We start from the raw sequence: 23,939 nt of genomic DNA, 5'->3' as shown, positions 1-23,939 counted from the left end.
CGGCATCTCATGCGTGGGCGGCGTGGCGCGAAGATATTTCGCCGGCTAACCAGTCCAGAAAAAAGGCTTCCGCCGCTGCCAGGTTTGCACCGGCTTTCTCCGACAGCCCCTCTTTCACCTCACCATACTCATACCCGGAAATGCCGAGCACAAAGGCTTTCGGACATGCACCATAGAGCGTTTCGGCGAGCGCCAGCACCGTTTCGGGAACCAGGCTGTGACTTCCGAGCACGTCCGGAGCGCCCGGCGCGATTTCCCGGAAGGAAAAGGCTTCCTCGCCGCCCATCTCCGCATCCGCGAAGATCACGAGGTCATGGCCTGAAACCGCCAGCGCATGTTCGGCAACCAGCTGGTAGTCGGTATCGACCTCAAGACCCGGCAAAGCGCGCGCGGCCATGCCTTCGGAAAAGGCCGGCCCCAGCCCGTCGTCCCCGCGCCCCGGATTGCCGTAGCCGATCAGCAGCATTCCAACACCCTCACACGCACTGTGTCTGGCTGTCGACCAGCGTGCCGTCGGCACCGAAAAGTTCCACCTGCAGCGGCATCTGGCCGAGCGCGTGGGTGGCGCAGGAGAGGCACGGGTCATAGGCTCGGATGGCGACCTCGACATGGTTGAGCATGCCCTCGGTGATCTTCTCCCTGCCGGAGAGATGCTTGACCGCCACGTCTTTCACCGCCCGGTTCATGCCCTCGTTGTTGTGGGTCGTGGAGACGATCAGGTTGCAATAGGTGACCTGGTCGTGCTCGTCGACCTTGTAGTGATGAATGAGGTTGCCCCGCGGCGCCTCGATGACGCCGATACCTTCCTCGCGCCGGTCTCCGGTGACAACCAGGTCGGATCCCTGCAGGTCCGGATCGTTCAGGAGCTCGCGGATCTTCTCGACACAATGCAGCACCTCGATCATGCGCGCCCAGTGATTGGCAAGGGTCGAGTTGTTCGGCGTGCCACAGGTGACCGCCTTCAGGTCCGCAAGCGCCGCATTGGCCAGCGGCGTGTCGATGAAGCTGGCCGTGTTCATGCGTGCCAGCGGCCCGACCCGATACCAGCCGGCGTCGGGACCGAGTGTCTTGATGAAGGGGAACTTCATGTAGGACCAGGAGCGCACGTCCTCGACGATCAGCTCGTGATACCTGGTGTAGGGCACCTGGTCGAAGATCGTGTCGCCGGTCGAGCTGAGCGCCCTCAGAGTGCCGTGATAGAGATCGAGAGCCCCGTCGCTCTCGCGCACCAGCGACATGTAGTTGGACGGAAACGAGCCGAACTCGGAGACCAGGTCCTCGTGCTCGAGCGTGTAATCGCGGGCAAGCTTCACCGCATCCTGCGCCCACGCGATCATTTCGTCGATGGAGGCGAGGAAATGATCGCGGCGCTCGGTGGACAGGTTGCGGTTGATGCCGCCCGGAATGGCGCCGGTGCCGTGGATCTTCTTGCCGGCCGTCGCCTCGATGATCTCCTGGCCGTATTTGCGCATCAGGACGGCGCGTTTGCCCAGCTCGGGCTGCTCCTTGATCACCTCGAAGATGTTGCGTTTCTCCGCCGGCGCGCCGAAGCCGAACAGGAGATCCGGCGCGGCCAGGTGGAAGAAGTGCAGCACGTGGGACTGCATCACCTGGCCGTAATGCATCAGCCGGCGCATCTTTTCCGCCGTCGGTGTGAGTTGGTCGACACCGGCGATCATGTCCATGGCCTTTGCCGCCGCAAGGTGATGGCTGACCGGACAGATGCCGCAGAGCCGCTGCACGATCACCGGCACTTCCCACATCAGCCGTCCGCGGATAAACCGCTCGAAACCGCGGAACTCGACTATGTGCAGCCGGGCCTCGTCGACCTCGTTGTCGGCATTCAGATGGATGGTGACCTTGCCGTGGCCTTCCACGCGCGTGACCGGCGAGATTTCAATCAGTCTGGATTCACTCATGACGACGTCCCGCCTCAGTCAAACTTGATCATGTCACGCTCAAAGCCCCGGAACTTGCCGGTCAGAAGCTTGGAGAGCGTGTCGAAAATGATGTCGCCGGTCGGGGCGCAGCCCGGGATCTGGTAGTCGATCTCGACCACCTGGGAACACGGATAGACCTCGTCCAGCAGCAGCGGCAGCGCCGGGTCGTTGGGCACGTTGTGGGTCGTGTTGCGGATATACTTGCCGGTGATGTAGGCCTCGTCGAGGCACTCGCGCAGAGGTGCGTCGGAATGCATGATCGCGTTGCGCATCGCCGGCAGCCCGCCCATGATCGCGCATTGGCCGAGCGCGATCAGCACGTCGCAATTGCGCCGGAAGTCGTGCAGCACATGCACGTTTTCCTCGTTGCAGCAGCCGCCTTCGATGATGCCGATGTCGCAGCGCTGGGTGAAGCGCTTCTTGTCGGTCAGCGGCGAACGGTCGACATCGACCAGTTTCATCAGGTCGATCAGCCGCTCGTCGATATCGAGGATCGCCATGTGGCAGCCAAAACAGCCGGCAAGGGAGGCGGTTGCGATCCGGGCCTTGGGCAGCTCGCTCATTTGCGCTTCTCCTCGATGTCATGACCGATCAGGCCCTTGTCGAACTCGCGCTCGCCGATCGGGACGGCAAAGCCGACCCGCTTGCGGATGATGCAGCCGACCGGGCAGACCTCCGCGCTGATGGCGTGGTCCGTGACCTCGGCATCCGTGTCCGCCAGGTTCTCGCCATTGACGGCGACACGCCGGTGAATGCCGCGGCCGACATAGCCGAAGATGCCCTTGCCATCGACGTCCTGGGAGGCGCGGATGCAGCGCCCGCAGGAGATGCAGCGGTTCGTGTCCAGCGCGATGTCCGGGTGGGACGCATCCAGCGCCCGGCACGGCTCCAGATACGGGAACTTTGTGGCCTCCGTCATGTCGAGCCGGTAGGCCATCGCCTGCAATTCGCAATTGCCGCTGGCCTCGCAGATCGGACAGAGGTGGTTGCCCTCGTGAAACAGCATTTCCACGAGATCCCGGCGCATCTTGGTCAGGTGCGGGGTCTCGTTCTCGACCGCCTGGCCGGGTGCCGCCGGCTGGGTGCAGGCGGCAACGCTGCGCCCGCCCGCCTTCACCGTGCACACCCGGCAGCTGCCCTGGTGGCGCAGGCCCTCGTGGTCGCACAGGCGCGGGATATAGACCCCGGCCTCGTCGGCGGCTTCCATGATCGTCTGACCGGCATAGGCGGTGACTTCGATGCCATCGATGGTGAAGGTGAAGCCAGTCTCTTTCTTGGTGCCGCTCATTGGGTGAAATCCTTGTCGAAGATGTAGGAGCGGCGCTTGGCGATCTTGCGCGCGCCATCAATGGCCGACTGGATGTCGAACGTGTCGCGAATGCCGTCCTTGCTCGGCTTGGAAACCGCCGAGTAGACCAGCGGGAAGTTCTTCAGGGTCGACAGGATCGGGTTGGGCGAGGTCATGCCGAGACCGCAGCGGCTGGTCTCGATGATCGTGCCGGAGAGCTCCTTGAGGTAGTCGATGTCCTCCGGATTGGCGAGGCCCTTGCGGAATTTCTGGATCGCCTTTTGCAGGAACACATTGCCGACCCGGCAGGGCGTGCAATAACCGCAGCTCTCATGCACGAAGAAGGACATGTAATATTCGACGATCTCGAGAATGTTGCGGTCGCCGTTGAAGATGATGATGGCGCCGCCGGTGGCGAGATCGTCGAAAGTGAGTTTGCGGTGGAAGCTGTCGCGGGCAATCATCGTCCCGCTCGGGCCGCCGACCTGCACCGCGGCGGCCTCTCCGCCACCGACCATCTCCAGCAACTCGCGCACCGTGTGGCCATAGGGAAGCTCGTAAATGCCCGGGTTGAGGCAGTCGCCGCAGACGGAGAACAGCTTGGTGCCGTGCGAACCTTCCGTGCCCATGGCGTGGAACCACTTCGCGCCCCGGTCCAGGATCCGGGCGGCATGGCAGAAGGTCTCCACGTTGTTGACCACCGTCGGGTAGCCGAGATAGCCGCGATTGACCGGGAAAGGCGGCCGGGTCTTCGGTTCGCCCGGCAGTCCCTCGCAGGAGCTGATCAAGGCACCTTCCTCGCCACAGATATAGGCGCCCGCCCCGAGTTGCAGGCGGATGTCGAAATCGAAGCCCTTGACGCCGAGGATCGCTTTGCCGAGCAGACCGCGACGCCGCCGCTCTTCCAGAACCTGCTCAAGGAGCTCGCGCAGATAGACATATTCGCCGCGCAGGTAGAGGATGCCCTCCCGCGCCCCGACCGCACGGGCGGCAATGGTCATGCCCTCGATCAGCAGGTGCGGCCGTTCGGTCAGTAGCACGCGATCCTTGAAGGTGCCCGGCTCGCCCTCATCGGCATTGCAGATGACGAAATGCTTCTCGGCGCGCTCGCTGGCGGCAAACCGCCATTTCCGGCCGGTCGTGAACCCGGCGCCGCCACATCCGCGCAGACCGCTGTCCTCGACAGCGGTGATGATCTGTGCCGGCGTCATCGACACGGCGTTGTTCAGCCCGGCCTCCTCCGGCACCGGTCCGAGCAGCACTTCGCCGGCATGGCGGATGTTGTTGTCGACCATGTGCAGCGCGCGCTCATGCGGCGTCAGGGAGGAAAAACGCTCGCTCACGATCCGCTCCGGTGCCTCACCGGCTTTGAGCGCCTCGGCTGCTGCCCGCGCCGTTTCGGGTGTGAGCCTCGTCAACACCACGTCATTGACCATGGCGGCGGGCGCCTGGTCGCACATGCCGATGCAGGGTGTGACTTCCAGCGAGAAAGCGCCGTCGGCGGACGTCTCGCCGATACGGATACCGAGCACCTCTTCAAAGATGGCGGACACCGCTTCGAGCCCCGAGTAGCGGTCGACGATGTCGTCGCACAGGCGGATGGTCACCCGGCCTTTCGGTGTCAGCGACAGGAAGGAATAGAAGCTGGCGACCCCCTCCACCTCGATCCGGGTGAGGCCGGTCCCGGCGGCAATCCGGTCCATGGTCGAAGGCGCGATACAGCGGTAGCGATCCTGCACCTCCCGCAGGATATCCAGCATGCGGTGCTTGTCACAGCCGTACCGCGTGCAGATCGCCGCGAGTTCAGCATCCGGCACCGGCGCCACGTCACACACCTGCGCGGCAACACCGTTCCCGGTCTCGTGACCGTTCTCCATGGAGATCTCCCTCATGAAGTCGCCGGAGCGACGCTCTCATTGCTAAATCGATTAGAAGGAAACGACGGTCGTTTGACAACCCGGTGAAATCCGGCACGCTTCCCGTGAAAATTCTCTCGTGCGGACACGCTCCCCCAGATGCGGCAATGCGTCTTTGAGCCAGATCAAGCTGCATAAGATCGAGGCAGGAAAGGAGCGCCGGATACAAAACCGGGCGCTAGGGTCAGGACTCATTAATTTGATTGAAATGGCGCAACAAACGGCGATGAGCTGCAAGGAAAAGCGCGATAAGCGGGCTTCCTGCCCGGTTGAGCGGTGTGACGCAGCAGATCGAAGCCGTTTTTGCCTCCGTCCGGGATAGGGTGAATTTGCCCGGCAACGTCGTTGCAAATCTTTGGAAACCGGACGGTTTCCTGCAGTTTTGCGCCTCGTATCCGAACAAATTCATCCCTACCATTTCACTCAAATTAATGGGTCCTGACCCTAGGCTGTAGTGACACATTAACGATTGGCAGCGCCGCTCGAAAACTGGGTCATTTCAAGGAGCATGGAGGACGGACATGCGGGGCATATTCGACGACATGAGACGCGGAAATGACCCGATTTCCGGGCGGCCCCTTCGGGGTTGGTCCAGGATCGTCCCTGAAGGCGTTGGAAATGCTCGAAAGTGCGCTGCACTTCCTTGCGCTTTCCGCCTGTTCAGGAACGATCCTGCCCCCAACGATGCCAGTCTTTAATGTGTCACGACAGCCTCGAGGCGCCCGGACAAGGTCGGATTGGTCGGAAAGGTCAGCGCAGCGGACGCTGACCGAAGGTGCTGACGGCTTCAATCTTGTCCAGATTGCCGTTGATCGTCTCCAGCCGCTCCAGATTGATGATCGTGGACAGCATCAGGCGGTCGTAGCTCCAGTCCGCGGGCTTCTGCAGGGACAGTGCCGTCAGGAAGATCACCGCGGTCATCGGCACAACGGCCAGTCCCATCACGCCCCAATGCGGCCGGATCCGGTTGGTCTCCAGAAGGGCCTCGACGCGGCGGCGCAGTTTCTGGGCCGGGGAGCGGCGCAGGAACCGGTCCTGGACCTCCAGCAGCGCAACGGCGGCGACACCGACCGCGCGGCCGCGCGTCATCTGGTCCTGCCGCTTCTTCAGGCCCGCCTGCGCGGCGCGCAGCAGACACATGCAGTAGGACCTGAGATCCACATGGGCATTTTCAGCCACACGCTGGTCGCAGGCCAGTTCGCGCAGGCGCTCCACTTCCGATTTCCAGACATAGAAGAACGGGTTCCAGAAGAACAGAGGCCGCAGCAGTTCCAGGCCGATCTCCCAGGCGACATCGCCCTGGCGCAGATGCTGGAACTCGTGTTTCAGCACGAGCTTCAGGTCGTCGGGCTCGCCCAGCAGTTCGGACGGGATGACCACGTAGTGATTCACGAGGCCACGCGCGGAAAACGGCACGAGCGCATGATCCGACAGAAGCAGATGCACGCGGCCCTGCCGGCGCCAGTCGTGACACGAGGCCAGCATCCGGTTGAGACGGACAAAACTGATTGCCAGCCTTGCGCTGAACCACGCCAGACCTGCCAGAAGGGCAAGGGCGATGCCGGCACCGAGCCCGGTCGACAGCGTCAGCACATCCTTGCTGAGCTGGCCGCGCATGCCGAGCAGGAACTGGAAGTCCTCCGCCGGAATGGCAACGCCGCCCCGAAGATATTGCGAGACCGCGTAATCCGCCAGGTTGACGGACATGACCGCCGGAACCATTTCGGCCGCCAGCAGGTGCTGATAACCCGCCACCGCAAGCGGTGACAGCAGGATCAAGGCAAACAGCCCGTTCAGGAGACCGAGCTGGACGGGAAAGTCGAGCTTGTTTCCGAAGCGGGCCATCAGAAGCTTGACGCTCAGCCACACCGTCGCGGTGATGGCCAGCGTGATGTTCAGATCGATGTAAACATCGAAGACCTGGTCAAGTAGCGTCATCTGTCCTCCTCCTGTCCAGCAACGCTCTAATTTCCTCCAGATCGTCCCCCGAGAGTTCGTATTCGTCGACCAGCCGGGCCACCAGCGATGCCGGTGTGCCGTCGAACAGTTTTTCCGACAGGTTTCGAAGAGAACGGGACTGGTAGGTATCCCGTGTCAGCCGAGGGCTATATATGAATGTCTTGCCTTCTTTCCGGCTGTCCACAAAGCCTTTTTCATCCAGGATCCGCATGATGGTTGCGCAGGACGTGTAAGCAAGTTTGCGCTCGGGTGGCAGGGTTGCCAGGATATCCCGAACGGAGCCTTCACCGAGTTTCCAGAGTTCGGTCATGAACTCCAGCTCGACTTCGGTCAAAAACTCGTTGCTCTTACGCTTTCTCATTACAATCCTGTGCCCATTTCGGAATGGATGTGGCTTATGCCTATTATTCATGCACCAAGTCAGCGGAAATTACTATTCATTTAGTTGGCAAAACGGCAACGCCGCGCCCCGATCTCACGGGGCGCAGCGCAGGATCACACTTTCCAGAAGCAGAACACGCCCCAGCCGATGCTCAGCGCCAGCGGCCACCACAGCGGCTCGCCCATCAGCCCGAGCCAGGCCAGGAAGATATAGGCCGTGCCCAGCAGGGTCATGAACAGGCGGTCGCCGCGGGTTGTTTCCAGTCCCAGGACACCCTTGCGGGCATGACCGCCGGGATATTTGAGCTCCACGACAGTCAGGAAACCGATCGCGGAAAAGATGCCGACGAACAGAAGCGCCGTCGGCCAGGTCCAGGCCATCCAGCCAAGCATCAGACCCTCCCCAGGGCAAAGCCCTTGGCTATGTAGTTGCGGACGAAGTAGATGACGATGGCGCCGGGAATGATGGTCAGGGTCCCGGCGGCCGCCAGAAGCCCGAGTTCGTAACCGGCGGAGGAAGCGGTCCGGGTCATCACGGCGGCGATGGGTTTTGCCTCGACGGCGGTCAGCGTCTTGGACAGCAGCATTTCCACCCAGGAGAACATGAAGCAGAAGAACGCGGCCACCCCGACACCGGATTTGATCGCCGGCAGGAAGATCGTCATGAAGAACCGCGGGAAGGAATAGCCGTCCACATAGGCGGTCTCGTCGAGTTCCTTGGGCACGCCGCTCATGAAGCCTTCCAGGATCCACACGGCAAGTGGCACGTTGAAGAGACAATGTGCCAGGGCCACGGCCAGATGCGTGTCGAACAGGCCGACGGCCGAATAAAGCTGGAAGAAGGGCAGCGCGAACACGGCGGCCGGGGCCATCCGGTTGGTCAGGAGCCAGAAGAACAGATGCTTGTCGCCCACGAAGGAGTAGCGGGAGAAGGCATAGGCCGCCGGCAGGGCCACGGTGATCGAGATGACCGTGTTGATCGTCACGTAGATGATCGAGTTGATGTACCCCCAGTACCACGTCGGATCGGTGAAGATCTCGATGTAGTTCGCGAAGGTCCAGGTCTGCGGGAACAGGGTGAACCCGGCGAGGATCTCGTTGGTGGTCTTGAAGCTCATCGCGACGAGCCAGTAGATCGGCAGCATCAGGAAGAGGATGTAGAGGGCCGGGACCAGGCTTTTCATGCGCATGACGGGTCTCCTCAGGACTTGTTATCGTTCATCGTCATCAGCGTGTAGAACAGCCAGGAGGCGAACAGCGTGATGGCGAAATAGATGAGGGACATGGCGGCTGCCGGTCCGAGGTCGAACTGACCCAGGGCGATCTTCACGAGGTCGATCGAGAGCAGCGTCGTGGAGTTGCCGGGCCCGCCTCCGGTGAGGACGAACGGTTCGGTGTAGATGTTGAAGCTGTCCATGAAGCGCAGCAGCACCGCAATGGTCAGCACCGTCTTCATCTTCGGCAACTGGATGAACCGGAACACGGCCCAGTTGGAGGCGCCGTCGATTTCCGCCGCCTGGTAATAGGCGTTCGGGATCGACACCAGGCCGGCATAGGCCAGCAGCACCACCAGCGACGTCCAGTGCCAGACATCCATGACGATGATGGTCACCCAGGCAGCAACCGGATCCTGGGTCATGTCATAGGAAATGCCCAGCGTGTGGTTCATGAAGTAGCCCAGGAGGCCGATATCCGGCAGGGTGAAGATGTTCCACATGGCCCCGACCACGTTCCACGGGATCAGCATCGGCAGGGCCATGGTGATCAGGCAGAACGGCACCCAGAATCCCTTCTTGGGCATGGCGAGCGCAATGGCGACCCCGAGCGGCACCTCGATGATCAGGATCATCACCGTGAAGAACAGCTGCCGGCCGAGCGCCGCATGGAACCGTTCGGACCGCAGGATCTGCTCGAACCAGCCTAGCCCTTCCCAGAAGAACAGGTTGTCGCCGAAGGTTTCCTGGACCGAGTAATTCACCACGGTCATCATCGGAATGAGCGCATTGAAGGCCACCAGGAGAAGCACCGGGGTGACGAACCACCAGGCGCGTTGGTTTTGCGTTTTCATCAGGCACCCCCTCCCGGCGTGCTTGCCAGCCAGCCATCCTTGTAGAGCCGGGTCTGGGTCTGTTTGAAGTCGAGCTTGACGGCGTCGCCCGCGTTCGGGGCCTCGCCTTCCAGGATTGCGTGGACGCGCTGGTCGTGGGCCACCGCCTCGACCACCTTGTGGCGGCCGATGTCGGAAACCTTGCGCACGGTCGCGGCCACTCCCGACCCGTTGGACGAGATCGAGACGAATTCCGGACGAATGCCGATTTCGGCCGAACCGTCACCGGCGCCGTCGACCGCGCCTTCGAGATCCACCTTCTCGCCGCCGAAGAAGGCAGCGCCGCCCTTCACCTCGCACGGCAGGACATTCATGCCCGGCGAGCCGATGAAATGGCCGACAAAGGTGTGCGCGGGCCGGTCGAAGAGTTCGACCGGCGTGCCGATCTGGACAACCTCGCCATCCTGCATCACCACCACCTGGTCGGCGAAGGTAAGGGCTTCGGTCTGGTCGTGGGTGACGTAGATCATGGTCGCCTTGACCCGCTGATGCAGCTCCTTGAGCTTGGAGCGCAGCTTCCATTTCAGATGCGGGTCGATCACGGTCAGCGGCTCGTCGAACATGACGACATTGACGTCCTGGCGCACGAGCCCGCGGCCCATCGAGATCTTCTGCTTGTTGTCGGGCGACAGATTTGCCGCCCTTGTGTTGAGCATGCCCTCGACTTCCAGCATCTCCGCGATCGCCATGACGCGCTGCTTGACGATGTCCTCGTCCCGGCCGCGGTTGCGCAAGGGAAACGCCAGATTGTCGTAAACGGTCATGGTGTCGTAGATGACCGGGAACTGGAACACCTGCGCGATGTTGCGCTTGGCCGGCGGCAGGGCGGTCACGTCCTGGTCGTTGAACAGGATCTGCCCCTCGGAGGGAACCAGCAGGCCGGAGATGATGTTCAAGAGCGTGGACTTGCCGCAGCCGGACGGGCCAAGCAGAGCGTATGCGCCGCCGTCGTCCCAGGTCAGGTCGATCTTCTTCAGCGCGTAGTCGGCATCGCTCGACGGGTTCGGGCTGTAGCTGTGACGCAGGTTGGAGAGTTTGATTTGTGCCATAAGTCCTCTCCTCAGGCCGCCAGGTCGCCATTGGGCGCAAAGAAGAAACAATGGCTCGGGTCCAGGTAGAAGGTGTGGACCTCGCCGACAAAATAGGGGTGTACCCCCGGCGACAGCGACACCCAGGACTGGCCGTGCATGTCGAAATGGGCGCTGCTTTCCGAACCGCTGAGCTCGGTCACCAGGACGTTGCCCTGAAGCCGCACGCTGTGCTGCGGGCTTTCCACCGGCATGACGTGGTGCGGACGGATCGCCAGCGTATAGGGTCCGTCGCGCAGGCTTGCCGCCGCGCCGGACGCCGACCAGCGGACATCGTCGTTCAGGATGATCGTGTCGCCCTGCTTGTTCACCGGCGCCGTGTTGATTGGCGGATTGGAGAACACCTTGGCAGCGTCGAGGTCCTTCGGCTTGCGGTAGATATCCGCGGTCGGGCCGAACTGGACCACATTGCCGTCGGTCATCAGGGCGGTATGGCCTCCGAGCAGGAGGGCTTCCTCGGGTTCCGACGTCGCATAGACAACCACCGCGCCGCGGCCGGCAAAGAGATCCGGCAACTGGTCGCGCAGTTCCTCGCGCAGCTTGTAGTCGAGATTGGCGAGCGGCTCGTCGAGAAAAACCGCGTCGCTTTCCTTGACAATCGCGCGGGCAAGCGCCGTGCGCTGCTGCTGTCCGCCGGAGAGTTCGTTCGGTTTGCGGTTGAGATAGGGTTTCAGCTTGAGGATGGCTGCGGCCTCTTCCACCCGCCCGTCGATCTCCGACCTGGCAACGCCGGCAACCTTCAGCGGCGAGGCGATGTTGTCGTAAACCGACATGTGCGGATAGTTGACGAAAAACTGGTGCACCAGGCTGATATTGCGCTTTTGCGCCGACAGGCGGGACACATCCTTGCCGTTCAGGAGGATCTGCCCGGAGGCCAGGCTGTCGAGGCCGGCCATCAGCTTGATCAGCGAGGTCTTGCCCGAGCCGGTTTCTCCGAGGAGAACATTGAAGTGGCCGGTCTGCAGGGTCAGGCTCGTTTCCTTGACATGCGTGATGCCGGCAACGCGCTTGCTGACGTTTTTGAGTTCTAGAGACATTTTTTTCTTGCCCGCGTCCGGACTGGGCTTGAAGGGCGGCCTTGTTGCGGCCGCGGCCCGTCACTTTCGGATCGGTGAAGGACCGGGGACAAGCCCCGGTCCAGTTTCGTGCTTGATGGGGCCAGGCCTTAGTTCTTGGCCCAGCGAGCAACCAGGTCGTCGTAGTTGACGGTCTGGCCCTGCGGCTTCTCGTTATCGAGCTTGGCCTTCGGAGCACCCGGCTTGGACAGCCACTCTTCCGGATCGGACTCTTCGTTGAGACGCGGGCCGCAGCCGCCATAGACGTTGGCGCGTTCGTCAGCCTGCTGCATGCGGGCCATGACGATGTCCATTTCTTCCGCGAGGCGATCCATGGCTTCCTGCGGCGTGAACGCGCCGGAGTTCACGTCACCGATCTGCTGCCACCAGATCTGGGCCAGCTTCGGATAATCCGGAACGTTGACGCCGGTCGGGGACCAGGCAACCCGGTCCGGAGACCGGTAGAACTCGACCAGGCCGCCGAGCTTCGGAGCCCGCTCGGAGAAGGACTCGTGGTTGACGGTGCTGTCGCGGATGAAGGTCAGACCGACATGGCTCTTCTTGGTGTCGACCGTCTTGGAGACGACGAACTGTGCGTAGAGCCAGGCTGCCTTGGCGCGGTCTTCCGGGGTGGAGTTCAGGATGGTCCAGGACCCCACGTCCTGATAGCCGACCTTCTGGCCTTCTTCCCAGTACGGGCCGTGCGGGGACGGAGCCATGCGCCACAGCGGCGTGCCTTCGTCATCCACGGTGTTGTTGCCTTCGGACTTCGGCTTCACCATGTCCGCGGTGAAGGCGGTGTACCAGAAGATCTGCTGGGCAACGTTGCCCTGGCTGAGCGCCGGCAGGGACTGGTAGAAGTCGAAGCTGGCGGCGCCCGGAGGGGCGTAGTTGCGCAGCCACTCGTCCCATTTGCGGATCGCGTAGACAGCAGCCGGACCGTTGGCGGCACCACCGCGGGACACGGATGCGCCCACCGGGTTACAGGTGCCGGCTTCCATGCGGATGCCCCATTCGTCGACCGGGATGCCGTTCGGCTCACCCTTGTCGCCGGCACCGGCCATGGACAGCCACGCATCGGTCATGCGCCAGCCGAGATCCGGTGCACGCTTGCCGTAGTCCATGTGACCGTAGATTTCGACACCGTCGACTTCCTTCACGTCCTTGGTGAAGAACTCGGCAATGTCTTCGTATGCCGACCAGTTGACCGGAACGCCCAGGTCGTAGCCGTATTTTTCCTTGAAGGCCGCCTTCAGGTCTTCACGGTCGAACCAGTCCTTGCGGAACCAGTAGAGGTTCGCGAACTGCTGGTCGGGCAACTGGTAGAGGTCGCCGTCCGGACCGGTGGTGAACTGGGTGCCCATGAAGTCGTCCAGGTCGAGACCCGGGTTGGTGACATCCTTGGCGGCACCTGCCATCCAGTCGGTCAGGTTGTAGGCCAGCTGCAGACGGGAATGGGTGCCGATCAGGTCGGAATCGTTGACATAGGCGTCATAGAGATTCCGGCCGGTCTGCATCTGTGTCTGCACGGCCTGCACCACTTCCCCTTCGCCGAGGATCTGGTGATTGACCTTGATACCGGTGATTTCTTCGAAGGCCTTGGTGAGGACTTCCGACTCGTAGGAGTGCGTCGGAATGCCTTCGGACAGGACGTTGATCTCCATACCAGCATACGGCTCGGCCGCCTTGATGAACCACTGCATTTCTGCAAGCTGCTCATCCTTTGACAGAACGGACGGCTGGAATTCCTGGTCGATCCATTTCTGGGCCGCCGCCTCGTCGGCAAAAGCGGACCCTGCTCCCGCAAGCACAGCACCTGCTGCGACTGCGGAGAGTAGATACTTACGCATCTGCATCTCCTCCCGTGAGATAATTTTCGCCGTGAATACCCGGCTCCGCATAGATGGACACAGCCTCGCCACGTTGTCAAACTAAATTTTTAGTAGATTTTAGACTCCATCAAATGAAGTCATAAACTATTGAAATATATAATTTTATTTCTGGCGCAACGCAAGCTGCGCTCCGCTTTTTCGGGGTCATTGGAACCACCGATTGATATGAGTGTGGCACAAATTTGACAACAGAGGTAGCCCGAAATCGGGTTTCGGGTCTTTCAGATATAGCCGTTTTTGACTTCCATTAAGGTTCGTTTTGCGTCGCAAAACGAAAATGACCCACAAATTTTGCAGCGCAACAGCACCACGAATGCCTCCCGGGGAGGACCCTGCGAGCGGGTTGGCACGATCCGCTTTGACCGGCCATCCGTTTCGCAATAGGTGTGGAATGCACAGGACGGTGTCTGTTGACCACGACACCCCTCCGGCTATCTGTTGAGACTGGTCGGTCAACACCCCTCATCAGAACGAGGTCTCGAAAATGCGGATTTCAACCGACGCGCCGGTCCTGGTCACCGGCGCCACCGGCTATGTCGCCGGCTGGCTGGTGAAGGAACTGCTCGAGGCCGGCGTCACGGTGCACGCCGCCATCCGCGACCCGGCGGCAACTCACAGGCTTTCGCACCTGACCGCGATTGCCGAAAAGGCGCCCGGCGAGATCAGGTTCTTCCGGGCCGACCTGCTGCAACCGGACTCCTATGAAGACGCCATGCAGGGCTGTTCCGTCGTCTTTCACACCGCCTCCCCGTTCACGGTCACCGTCAGGAACCCGCAAAAGGAACTGGTCGATCCGGCGGTCCTGGGCACACGCAACGTCCTGGAAACCGCTGTGGCAACCCCGAGCGTCACGCGTGTCGTCGTCACCAGCTCCTGCGCCGCGATCTATACCGATGCCATCGATTGCCGGAAGGCCCCTGGCGGTGTTCTGACCGAAGACATCTGGAACACCACCGCGTCCCTCGCCTACCAGCCCTACAGCTATTCAAAGACGCTCGCCGAGAAGGAAGCCTGGAAGATCGCGCACGGACAGGACCGCTTCAGGCTGGTCACCGTCAATCCGTCCCTGGTGATCGGACCGGCGCTGGCCAAGAAACCGACGTCGGAAAGCTTCAACATTGTCCGCCAGATGGGCGACGGCACCATGAAACAGGGAGCTCCCAAGCTCGGCATCGGCGTGGTCGACGTGCGCGATCTGGCCAGGGCCCACATGGCCGCGGGTTTTTCCGCGGACGCCGAAGGTCGCCACATCATCTCCGGCCACAACACCAACATCCTGGAACTCGGCAAATCCCTGATCGACAAATACGGCGACCGCTATCCGGTCCCGCGCAAGTCCCTGCCGAAATGGATCGTCTGGGCCGTCGGCCCCCTTGTCAGCGGTATTTCCCGGAAATTCGTCACCAACAATGTCGACGTCAAATGGCGCGCCGACAACACCAAGAGCAGACACGCGCTCGGCATGTCCTACAGGCCCTACAAGGAATCGATGGAGGACATGTTCCAGCAGATGATCGAGGCCGGGGCGTTTCGGAAACAGGGGTATCGATAGTTAGCAGCGCCCCTCCTTCCACGACATCCTATGGCTTGACCATGGGACCCATGCCGTTGCGCGTCCGGTCACACGGCCTTGCTTGTGGCATCGTCACGGCATGGATTGCAGGGTCAAACCCACTGCTGTCCGGTTAAGCAGGAGCCTCGGTGCGCAAACAGGCTTTGCCGCTTGTTCCACTCTCCCCCCTGGAGGGGGAGATGTCTCCGACAGGAGACAGAGGGGGGGCTCAACCTCTCGGCAGACAGGACCTTTTCCGAATTCGAGGAACCGCCGCGCCCCCCCTCTGTCCGGTTCCCGGACATCTCCCCCTCCAGGGGGGGAGAGGGGTGCAAGTGGTAAGGCACTGCGTGTCCCGGACTAGGAGAAGCGTAAATATCGACAATGAATCAATGACCTGTTGTAACTGAGCCGCGTTAAACCGGACAGCAGTGGGTCAAGCCCTGCAATGACGGAGGCGGGGTCAGAGCGGGCTCGCGATGGCCCAGGCCGAGGATGTTCCGGAAGCAGAAAAGGCGCGACCGAATGGCCGCGCCTTTCTTTGTTCAGACCAGAAAGAAAGCCTTACATCTTGCACTCGGCCGCATAGGCGTCGGCATGGTCTTCCATTGCCGTGGCGATGATCTTGTTGGTGTAGACGTCGCCTTCCTTGATCACCTCGCGGACATAGATGTCCTGGATCGGGTGGTGGTTCGGGCCGAATTTGAAGTCACCGCGCGTGGACGCGAAGTCGGCTTCCTCGAGCGCCGCACGAAACGCATCGGCATCCTTTACGTCCGCCTTGCCCATCGCGGACAGCAGCAGGTTGGCCGTGTCGAAGCCCTGCGAGGCATAGAGCGACGGCAGGCGGCCATATTCGGCCTGGAAGCTTTCGACAAAGGCCTTGTTGGCGTCGTTGTCGATGTCCTTGTTCCACTGGCTGGTGTTCTTGACGCCGAGCGCGGCGTCCCCGACCGCCTGCAGGATGCCCTGGTCGAACGAGAAAGCCGGGCCGACCACCGGCAGGTCGATGCCGCTGTCGGCATACTGCTTCAGGAACGAGATGCCCATGCCGCCGGGCAGGAAGAAGAACACGCTGTCCGCGCCCGACGCCCTTATCTGGGCGAGTTCGGCGGCGTAATCGGTCTGGCCGAGCTTGGTGTAGATCTCGCCCGCCAACTCACCGTCATAGAACCGCTTGTACCCGGTCAGCGCGTCCTGGCCGGCCGGATAGTTCGGCGCCAGGATGAAGCTGTTCTTGTAGCCGGCTTCCTTGGCATAGGCACCGGCGGCCTCATGCAGGTTGTCGTTCTGCCAGGCGACGTTGAAATAGTTCGGATGGCAGCCCTTGCCCGCCAGCGCGGACGGGCCCGCATTCGGCGACAGGTAGAACTTGCCCTGCGCGGTCACCGAAGGCACCACGGCCATGGCCAGGTTCGACCAGATGATGCCGGTCAAGACATCGACCTTTTCCGACTGGACCAGCTTGTCGGCCAGCTGCACGGCGACATCCGGCTTGCGCTGGTCGTCCTCGACAATGACTTCCAGATCCGGATTGCCGGCCTGTTTCACGGCCAGCAAGAAGCCGTCGCGCACATCGATCCCAAGACCGGCGCCACCGCCTGAAAGCGTCGTGATCATGCCGACCTTGACCGGTTCGGCCAGGGCGCTTCCGGACACAAGCGCAAGGACGCTCGCCGCTGCTGCAAGGTGTTTGAACATTTGAAAATCCCCTCTCATTCAATCCCTTTGAGCCTTTTCCCGGCTCTTGGCAGGACACTTTATCGGCACCCAGGCAGATGGCAAACAGGCAATTTTGAGAATAAGAAACCTTGGAAGGGCACGTCCTTGTCACCAAAGCTGAAAGAACGGCCTCCTGAAGAAATCGCCTCGCAATTGGCAGGATAATCGCGTGTGGTCTTGCCGGGCTCCCTCTCCCGCCGGGAGAGGTGGCAATCCGCGTTCCCTGGCATCTTTCGCCCGTTCCCCCTTCCAGCCGTCAGAGCTCGGTGCGCACGTGCCAGAGTTCGGGAAAGAGCTCCACGTCCAGCATGCGCTTCAGATAGGAGACGCCGCCCGTGCCGCCGGTGCCGCGCTTGAAGCCGATGACCCGTTCCACGGTGGTGACATGGTTGAAGCGCCAGCGGCGGAAATAGTCCTCCAGATCGACCAGCTTCTCGCCGACCTCGTAAAGCGTCCAGTGGGCCGAGGGATCCCGGTAAACGGTCTGCCACAGCGCCATGATCTCCGGCACGGCCGCATACGGTGCGCAGGACGGCGTGTCGGTATATTCATTCGGCACGGCGAGCCCCCGCCGGCGGGCGAAGGACAGCACCACCTGGTAAAGGCTCGGGCGGGCCAGTTCCGCGTTCAACAGCGCAACGCTGTCCGGATCGTGTTCGTGCGGCCTGACCATCGCGGTGTTGCGATTGCCCAGCGCGTATTCGATCAGGCGGTATTGCAGCGACTGGAAGCCCGACGACATGCCCAGCGCGTCGCGGAACTGGGTGTAGTCGCTCGGCGTCATGGTCCGGAGCACGTCCCATGCGGAATTGAGCTGTTCCATGATCCGGCTCACCCGCGCGAGCAGTTTCATTGCCTCGGGCATGTGGTCGTCGGCAATGGCGTCGCGGGCGGCATCCAGCTCATGCAGCATCAGTTTCATCCAGAGTTCGGATGTCTGATGCTGAATGATGAAAAGCAGTTCGTCGGGTGCCTTGGAAAGCGGTGCCTGCGCCGTCAGGATCTGCGACAGGCCCAGATAGTCGCCATAGGACATCTTGTCGGAAAACCGCATTTCGGCGCCTTCGGTTTCCGGATTGTAAGCGCCGCCGTGGCCGGTTTCATCAGTCATCAGTCTCTCCCTGGGGGCTCCTTGGGTCCGGGACACAAATGATGCCGCGGCCCTTGGCTCCTCACTGCATCTATAGCTGCCGGAAAAGGCACTTGGACAGGAGAGATTTCAAGACGTCGAAATATGGGTTCGCACCCTAACTTCCCGCCGCCTCCAGGATGGCATCCGCGGAAAAATCGTAATGACTGCGGCCGGACCTGGACTTGCAGAAACGACCAAAGTCGATCTTGTCCCAATCGCCATCCCCAAGGCGCTCCAGATAGGTCTCGACATTCTCCGGGGTGATCGGCGACATCTTGAACAGCACGTCGACATAGACCTCACCCTTCACGTCCCGGAAATAGTGATCACGCAGCATGACGATCGACCATGCGCCGGCAAAGAAATGCCCCCCGTGGCTCATGGTCATTTCCGTGCCTTGGACGGCATCCATGCCACGCTTCGACCAGTTCAGACCTGCGAAGAAAATATCCTTGCCCGCGGTCAGTCCTGCCTCACGCGCCGCTTTCCCGGCCCCGATCGCCAGGTCGTCGTTTGCGCCCCAGACAATATCGATCCGCGTGCGCGCCAGAACGTTCCTGGTCCGCTGATAGGCGAGCTCCTCGTTCCACTCCACCGGAATGGCGTGAACCAGGGTCACGTCGGGATTGTCGGCAACAGCCCGCGTCATGCCGAGTTCGCGCTGCAGGCCGGCGGGTGTGTTGCTGTCGCCGGTCAGGGCCAGTAACCGGATCTGCTCGGTTCCGGACCGGAGCTTTCGCGCTTCCGTGAAAAGGCTCAGTGCCATTTCGTAACCCGCAGTTTCGTTGTCGGGCACGATCGAGGCGATGACGCTGCTCAGGTCGATATTGCGCCGTTCCAGAATGTTCTTCTGCATCGGGGTCAGCTTGTTGAGCAGGAACAGGACCTTGCTGGGCTTCCCCTCCAGCAGCTGCATGAGCCTGGCCGCGGACTGGTTCTCGTTCACCAGGATGAAATAGTCAGGCAGATCACCCTGGACCAGCCGCTGGCTGAGCAGCTCTTCCATGGCATAGGGCTGCCGGTCGGCATTCAGGATTTCCAGGTCGGCATTCAGATCCGCCGCGGCCGCCGCCATCGTCTTCGACACCTCGCCCCAGAATCCCGTCTCACCACCCGGATTGACGAAGGTGACGCGAAAATCGGCGGCCTGGACGGCCTGGGCCGCAATCCAGAAACACACGATGCAAAAGACTCTGACGATCATTGCATTCCTTTGCTCCGATGTGCGTGCCACCGGCCGGGAAGGTTTCCCGGACGATGCGCCGACATCCGCAACAAGTCTATCCGGTCATTGCACGGTCCACCGCTGAAACGGCATCCTTCGCACAACCGCATTGTCCGCCCGAAACGTCAGCCCGCCAACCCGACCGCCTGCCTTGAAATCCGGCAAGCGCGAACACCGGGCACGGGCGGCAGCCAGGACCGTTTTCCGACCGGAGCAGGCGTAAAGCAAGGCGTTTTCAAAGCAAGACAAAAATACCAAAATGGATTTTCTTGGTGCATTATGTAGCCAGGTAGGTGGCAAAATGCTTAACGAAACAAAAAGCGCGACCGCATGTTTCCTGATCCTGGTTTTCATGACCTGTGCTTCGCCAGGCCGGATCGATGCCGCCGAAATCATCACACTGAAGCCGTTCGCCGACCAGGACCAGCGCTACCTCTATGTCGAACAACTGCTCGAAAAGAGCCTTGAGGCCAGTGGATCGCAGGACACGGTCGTCCGGGCGAAAGAACGTTTTTCACGCGACCGGCTGCTGCAGGAACTGATTGCGGGCCAATCGATCCATGTTATCGCGGAAGCACCGAAACCGGGATGGGAGGACCAGCTTCTGACCATCCGCATCCCCATAAGGAAGGGCATCCAGGGATACAGGCTGTTTCTGATCAACCGGCAGGACCAGCCGGCTTTGTCCGAGGTGAAAACGCTAGAAGATCTCAAGGCCTTCCCGACCGGATCGGGCGCACAATGGTCGACCCGGCGCGTGCTGGAAGAAAACGGTTTCACGGTTATCACCAATCCCGACTATTCCGCACTGTTCAAGATGCTGAAGCTCAGGCGGTTCATCACGTTCGGACGGGGCATCAACGAGGCTTTCCGCGAGCAGGATGCCTTTTCGGCAGAAAACGAAAACCTGGTGGTCGAGGACGGTCTGTGCCTGTTCATTCCGCTGCCGACCTATTTCTTTGTCAGCCCCGCGCATCCCGACCTCGCCAGGCGGATTGAGACAGGCCTGAAAAAGATGATTGCCGACGGATCCTTTGACCGCCATTTCCTGGATTACCACCGCGAGGACATCGAGCGCGCCCGGTTGTCGACGCGCAAGATCTTTTCGGTCACCAATCCCAATCTGAGCGCGGCGACACCACTGGACGTCCCGTCCTTCTGGTTTGACCCGGCCACCGCCTCACTTGTTCCTCCCGGGGACGGCAGCTGAGCGAAGAGCTGAGCGAAGACCGGGCAGACCGCTTGCAGAAAGACATGGTGCAGTGTGTCATTTTGTGAAAACCTGAGCCCGCGCGTTTGAGCCGAAGCGGATCAGGACCAGGAAATGTCTATACGAGCAAGCATTTATCATCTTACCCACTACCGGTACGACCGTCCGGTCACGTTGAGCCCGCAGGTTATCCGGCTCCGTCCCGCACCGCATAGCCGCACGAAGGTGCTGTCGCATTCCCTGAAGGTTTCGCCGTCCGGCCACTTCGTCAATCACCAGCAGGATCCCTACGGCAACTGGCTGGCGCGCTTCGTCTTTCCCGAGCCGGTGCGCGAATTCAAGATCGAGGTCGACCTGGTCGCCGACATGTCGGTCTACAATCCGTTCGATTTCTTCGTCGAGGAACGCGCGGAGACCTGGCCCTTCGACTATCCGCCCGAACTCAGCGAAGACCTGCAGATCTACCGGCGCCTGGACCCGACCGGCCCGCGCATGAAGGCCTTCCTGGAAACCATCCCGAGGGACGAGCTGCGCACGGTCGACTTCATCGTGATGCTGAACGCGCGCGTGTCCGAGGCGGTCGGCTATGTCATCCGCATGGAACCGGGCGTCCAGACACCCGAAGAGACCTTCGAGAAAGGCACCGGCTCCTGTCGGGACTCCAGCTGGCTTCTCGTACAGGCCCTCAGACATCTCGGGTTCGCTGCCCGGTTCGTCTCCGGTTATCTCATCCAGCTGAAACCGGACCTGGAGGCCCTTGACGGCCCGTCGGGCACTGATCACGATTTCACCGACCTGCATGCCTGGGCCGAAGTCTATCTGCCCGGCGCGGGCTGGATCGGGCTCGATCCGACTTCCGGCCTCTTGACCGGCGAGAGCCATATCCCGCTGGCCGCCACCCCGCACTACACCAACGCGGCGCCGATCGTCGGCATGGCCAGCAAGGCGGATGTCGACTTTGAATTCGACATGAAGGTCGCCCGGGTCGCAGAACACCCGCGGATCACCAAGCCCTTCTCCGACGACGCCTGGACCGCCCTCAACCAGATGGGCGACAAGGTCGACCGGATTCTTGCCCAGGAAGACGTCCGCCTGACCATGGGCGGCGAACCGACCTTCGTCTCGATCGACGATTTTGAATCCGCGGAATGGAACACCGACGCGGTCGGCCCCACCAAGCGTGACTTGGCTGACAGCCTGATCCGCCGCCTGCGCGACCGCTTCGCTCCCGGGGGATTCCTGCACTACGGCCAGGGCAAGTGGTATCCGGGCGAGACCCTGCCGCGCTGGACGTTCTCGCTTTACTGGCGCCGGGACGAAAAACCGATCTGGCACGATCCGGCGCTGATTGCCGACGAGGGCCAGGACACCGGCGCGGATGCCGAGAAGGCGGAAGCCCTGATGAAGGCGATTGCCGGCAAGCTGGAGATCGACCCGGAATATGTCGTTCCCGCCTACGAGGACCCCGCGGTCTGGCTGGTCAAGGAAGCCAATCTTCCCGAAAACGTCACTCCGGATAACTCGAAACTGGAAGACGCCGAGGCCCGGCATCGTATTGCCCGCGTGTTCGATCGCGGCCTGTCGAAACCGGCCGGCCATGTGTTGCCGGTGCAGCGCTGGCAGTCCAGGGCTTCCGGCAAGCGGTGGCGCTCCGAGCGCTGGAAACTGCGCCGGGAAGCACTGTTCCTGGTGCCCGGCGACAGCCCCGCCGGCTACCGCATTCCCCTGGAATCGCTGCCCCACGTGCCGCCGTCGCAATATCCCTATACAAACATTGCCGACCCGACCGTGCCGCGCGATCCCCTGCCGGAATTTCCGGCCGGACCGAAACCGGACAGGGTCCAGGACGTCGCCCATTTCAACGCCGGCTCCCCCCAGCAAGACCGACGCGAGCAGACGCTGACCAAAGGCGAAACCGATGACGGCGCGATCCGGACCGCCTTGTCGGTCGAACCCCGTGACGGCCGCCTGTGCGTTTTCATGCCGCCCGTGGAGCGGCTCGAGGATTACCTGGAACTTGTTTCCGTTGCCGAAGCGGCCGCAGCGGATCTCGGCCTGCCGGTGCATATCGAGGGCTATCCGCCCCCCACCGATCCGCGCATGAATGTCATAAGGGTTGCTCCGGACCCGGGCGTCATCGAGGTCAACATCCATCCCGCGTCCAGTTGGCAGGACTGTGTGGCGATCACCGAGGGTGTCTACGAGGATGCCCGCCAGACAAGGCTCGGCGCCGACAAGTTCATGATCGACGGCAAACACACCGGCACCGGCGGCGGCAACCATGTGGTCGTCGGTGGTGCGACACCGCTCGACAGCCCGTTCCTGCGCCGTCCCGACCTGCTGCGCAGCCTGATCCTGCACTGGCAACGCCACCCGAGCCTGTCCTACCTGTTCTCGGGTCTCTTCATCGGGCCGACCTCGCAGGCACCGCGTGTCGACGAGGCCCGGCATGACGGTCTTTACGAACTTGAAGTCGCCCTGTCCCAGATCCACCGGCCGCATGAAGGGCAGGCGCCCTTCCCCTGGCTGGTCGACCGGCTGCTGCGCAATCTCCTGGTGGATGTCACCGGCAACACCCACCGGGCCGAGATCTGCATCGACAAGCTCTATTCTCCCGACGGCCCGACCGGGCGCCTCGGGCTCGTCGAGTTCCGCGGCTTCGAAATGCCGCCCGATCCGCGCATGAGTCTCGCCCAGCAACTGCTTCTTCGGGCCCTGGTCGCCCGGCTGTGGCAGCAGCCGCTTTCCGGCAACCTGACCCGTTGGGGCACGGCCCTGCATGACCGTTTCATGCTGCCGCATTACGTCTGGACCGACTTCCTGGATGTCCTGCGCGATCTGGACCATCACGGTTTCCAGATGCGATCCGACTGGTTCGAGGCCCAGGCGGAATTCCGCTTCCCGTTCTGTGGCGAGATCGAGGTCGACGGTGTGCACCTGGAGCTGCGCCAGGCCCTCGAGCCCTGGCATGTTCTGGGTGAAACCGGTGCCATCGGCGGCACCGTGCGCTACACCGACAGTTCGACGGAACGTCTTCAGGTCAAGCTGACCTGCAGCGATCCGGACCGCTATGCGGTGACCTGCAACGGCCGCACGATGCCCCTGCAGAAAACCGAGACCAACGGTGTCTCGGTCGCGGGGGTCCGCTACAAGGCCTGGCAGCCCGCCATGGCCCTGCATCCGGTCCACCCGGTCGATGCCCCGCTGACCTTCGACATTTTCGACCGTTGGAGCGGGCGGGCCCTCGGCGGATGTGTTTATCATGTTGCCCATCCGGGCGGGCGCAATTATGAAACCTTCCCGGTCAATGGCAACGAGGCGGAAGCCCGGCGTCTGGCCCGGTTCGAGCCTCACGGCCACACGCCCGGTCTCTACATGCCCGGCCTTGAGCGCCCCCATCCGGAGTTTCCGTTGACCTTGGACCTGCGCAGACCGCAGAATGTCTGACGGTCGACCAGCGACCAGCCGTATG

At 61.9% G+C, this 23,939-nt stretch carries 19 protein-coding genes; 3 read left to right on the top strand and 16 right to left on the bottom strand.

All coding sequences use genetic code 11. From position 1 onward, the window contains the following. Positions 1-7: 7 nt before the first annotated feature. From O6760_RS12930 to O6760_RS12870, 13 genes are all read right to left on the bottom strand, one after another. The gene (locus tag O6760_RS12930) at positions 8-466 is read right to left on the bottom strand and encodes a hydrogenase maturation protease (protein WP_269585768.1); all 459 of its coding nucleotides are present in this window, start codon (positions 464-466) and stop codon (positions 8-10) included. A gap of 10 nt (positions 467-476) precedes the next feature. Further along, positions 477-1,919, bottom strand: coding sequence for a Ni/Fe hydrogenase subunit alpha (locus tag O6760_RS12925; RefSeq protein WP_269585767.1), 1,443 nt, complete (start codon positions 1,917-1,919; stop codon positions 477-479). Positions 1,920-1,933: 14 nt separating this feature from the next. Beyond that, complete coding sequence (locus O6760_RS12920) at positions 1,934-2,503, bottom strand: NADP oxidoreductase (RefSeq protein WP_269585766.1); 570 nt, start codon at positions 2,501-2,503, stop codon at positions 1,934-1,936. Further along, positions 2,500-3,228 carry a 2Fe-2S iron-sulfur cluster-binding protein gene (locus O6760_RS12915; RefSeq protein ID WP_269585765.1) on the bottom strand — a complete coding sequence of 243 codons (729 nt, stop codon included), beginning with the start codon at positions 3,226-3,228 and terminating at the stop codon, positions 2,500-2,502. Before O6760_RS12915 ends, O6760_RS12920 begins: the two co-directional genes overlap by 4 nt. After that, a complete protein-coding gene (locus tag O6760_RS12910) occupies positions 3,225-5,105 on the bottom strand; it encodes an NAD(P)H-dependent oxidoreductase subunit E (protein ID WP_269585764.1) in 1,881 nt (626 codons plus the stop codon). The genes O6760_RS12915 and O6760_RS12910 overlap by 4 nt, the downstream gene beginning before the upstream one ends. Before the next feature lie 789 nt (positions 5,106-5,894). After that, positions 5,895-7,082, bottom strand: coding sequence for a M56 family metallopeptidase (locus O6760_RS12905; RefSeq protein ID WP_269585763.1), 1,188 nt, complete (start codon positions 7,080-7,082; stop codon positions 5,895-5,897). Continuing rightward, entirely contained in the window at positions 7,069-7,464 is a 396-nt protein-coding gene (locus O6760_RS12900; RefSeq protein ID WP_248154233.1) for a BlaI/MecI/CopY family transcriptional regulator, read from the bottom strand. Before O6760_RS12900 ends, O6760_RS12905 begins: the two co-directional genes overlap by 14 nt. A 134-nt stretch (positions 7,465-7,598) precedes the next feature. Next, a complete protein-coding gene (locus tag O6760_RS12895; RefSeq protein ID WP_332306224.1) occupies positions 7,599-7,877 on the bottom strand; it encodes a DUF2160 domain-containing protein in 279 nt (92 codons plus the stop codon). After that, the gene (locus O6760_RS12890; RefSeq protein ID WP_269585762.1) at positions 7,877-8,674 is read right to left on the bottom strand and encodes a carbohydrate ABC transporter permease; all 798 of its coding nucleotides are present in this window, start codon (positions 8,672-8,674) and stop codon (positions 7,877-7,879) included. Before O6760_RS12890 ends, O6760_RS12895 begins: the two co-directional genes overlap by 1 nt. Before the next feature lie 11 nt (positions 8,675-8,685). After that, entirely contained in the window at positions 8,686-9,552 is an 867-nt protein-coding gene (locus O6760_RS12885) for a carbohydrate ABC transporter permease (RefSeq protein WP_442969875.1), read from the bottom strand. Then, a complete protein-coding gene (locus O6760_RS12880; protein ID WP_269585761.1) occupies positions 9,552-10,640 on the bottom strand; it encodes an ABC transporter ATP-binding protein in 1,089 nt (362 codons plus the stop codon). Before O6760_RS12880 ends, O6760_RS12885 begins: the two co-directional genes overlap by 1 nt. A gap of 11 nt (positions 10,641-10,651) precedes the next feature. Continuing rightward, the gene (locus tag O6760_RS12875) at positions 10,652-11,716 is read right to left on the bottom strand and encodes an ABC transporter ATP-binding protein (RefSeq protein WP_269585760.1); all 1,065 of its coding nucleotides are present in this window, start codon (positions 11,714-11,716) and stop codon (positions 10,652-10,654) included. A 128-nt stretch (positions 11,717-11,844) separates the two neighbouring features. After that, the gene (locus O6760_RS12870) at positions 11,845-13,584 is read right to left on the bottom strand and encodes an ABC transporter substrate-binding protein (protein WP_269585759.1); all 1,740 of its coding nucleotides are present in this window, start codon (positions 13,582-13,584) and stop codon (positions 11,845-11,847) included. Positions 13,585-14,110: 526 nt separating this feature from the next. On the opposite strand from O6760_RS12870, the gene O6760_RS12865 reads away from it, so the two are divergent. Further along, complete coding sequence (locus O6760_RS12865) at positions 14,111-15,178, top strand: NAD-dependent epimerase/dehydratase family protein (protein ID WP_269585758.1); 1,068 nt, start codon at positions 14,111-14,113, stop codon at positions 15,176-15,178. Between the two features lie 564 nt (positions 15,179-15,742). On the opposite strand, the gene O6760_RS12860 is transcribed toward O6760_RS12865, so the two are convergent. From O6760_RS12860 to O6760_RS12850, 3 genes are all read right to left on the bottom strand, one after another. Further along, positions 15,743-16,879 (bottom strand): ABC transporter substrate-binding protein, encoded by a 1,137-nt coding sequence (locus tag O6760_RS12860; RefSeq protein WP_269585757.1) that lies wholly within the window; start codon positions 16,877-16,879, stop codon positions 15,743-15,745. Between the two features lie 277 nt (positions 16,880-17,156). After that, complete coding sequence (gene kynA / locus O6760_RS12855; protein WP_269585756.1) at positions 17,157-18,011, bottom strand: tryptophan 2,3-dioxygenase; 855 nt, start codon at positions 18,009-18,011, stop codon at positions 17,157-17,159. Positions 18,012-18,147: 136 nt separating this feature from the next. Next, positions 18,148-19,236: an ABC transporter substrate-binding protein gene (locus O6760_RS12850; RefSeq protein ID WP_269585755.1), complete on the bottom strand. Its 1,089-nt coding sequence runs from the start codon at positions 19,234-19,236 to the stop codon at positions 18,148-18,150. A 322-nt stretch (positions 19,237-19,558) separates the two neighbouring features. On the opposite strand from O6760_RS12850, the gene O6760_RS12845 reads away from it, so the two are divergent. After that, positions 19,559-20,467 (top strand): hypothetical protein, encoded by a 909-nt coding sequence (locus O6760_RS12845; protein ID WP_269585754.1) that lies wholly within the window; start codon positions 19,559-19,561, stop codon positions 20,465-20,467. A gap of 114 nt (positions 20,468-20,581) precedes the next feature. Beyond that, positions 20,582-23,914, top strand: coding sequence for a transglutaminase family protein (locus O6760_RS12840; RefSeq protein ID WP_269585753.1), 3,333 nt, complete (start codon positions 20,582-20,584; stop codon positions 23,912-23,914). Positions 23,915-23,939: the final 25 nt, after the last annotated feature.

Origin of the sequence: Roseibium sp. Sym1 (assembly GCF_027359675.1) — a bacterium.
GTDB lineage: Bacteria > Pseudomonadota > Alphaproteobacteria > Rhizobiales > Stappiaceae > Roseibium.
Note: the sequence above shows the minus strand (reverse complement) of the source record. Positions and strands in the feature narration are given on the sequence as shown.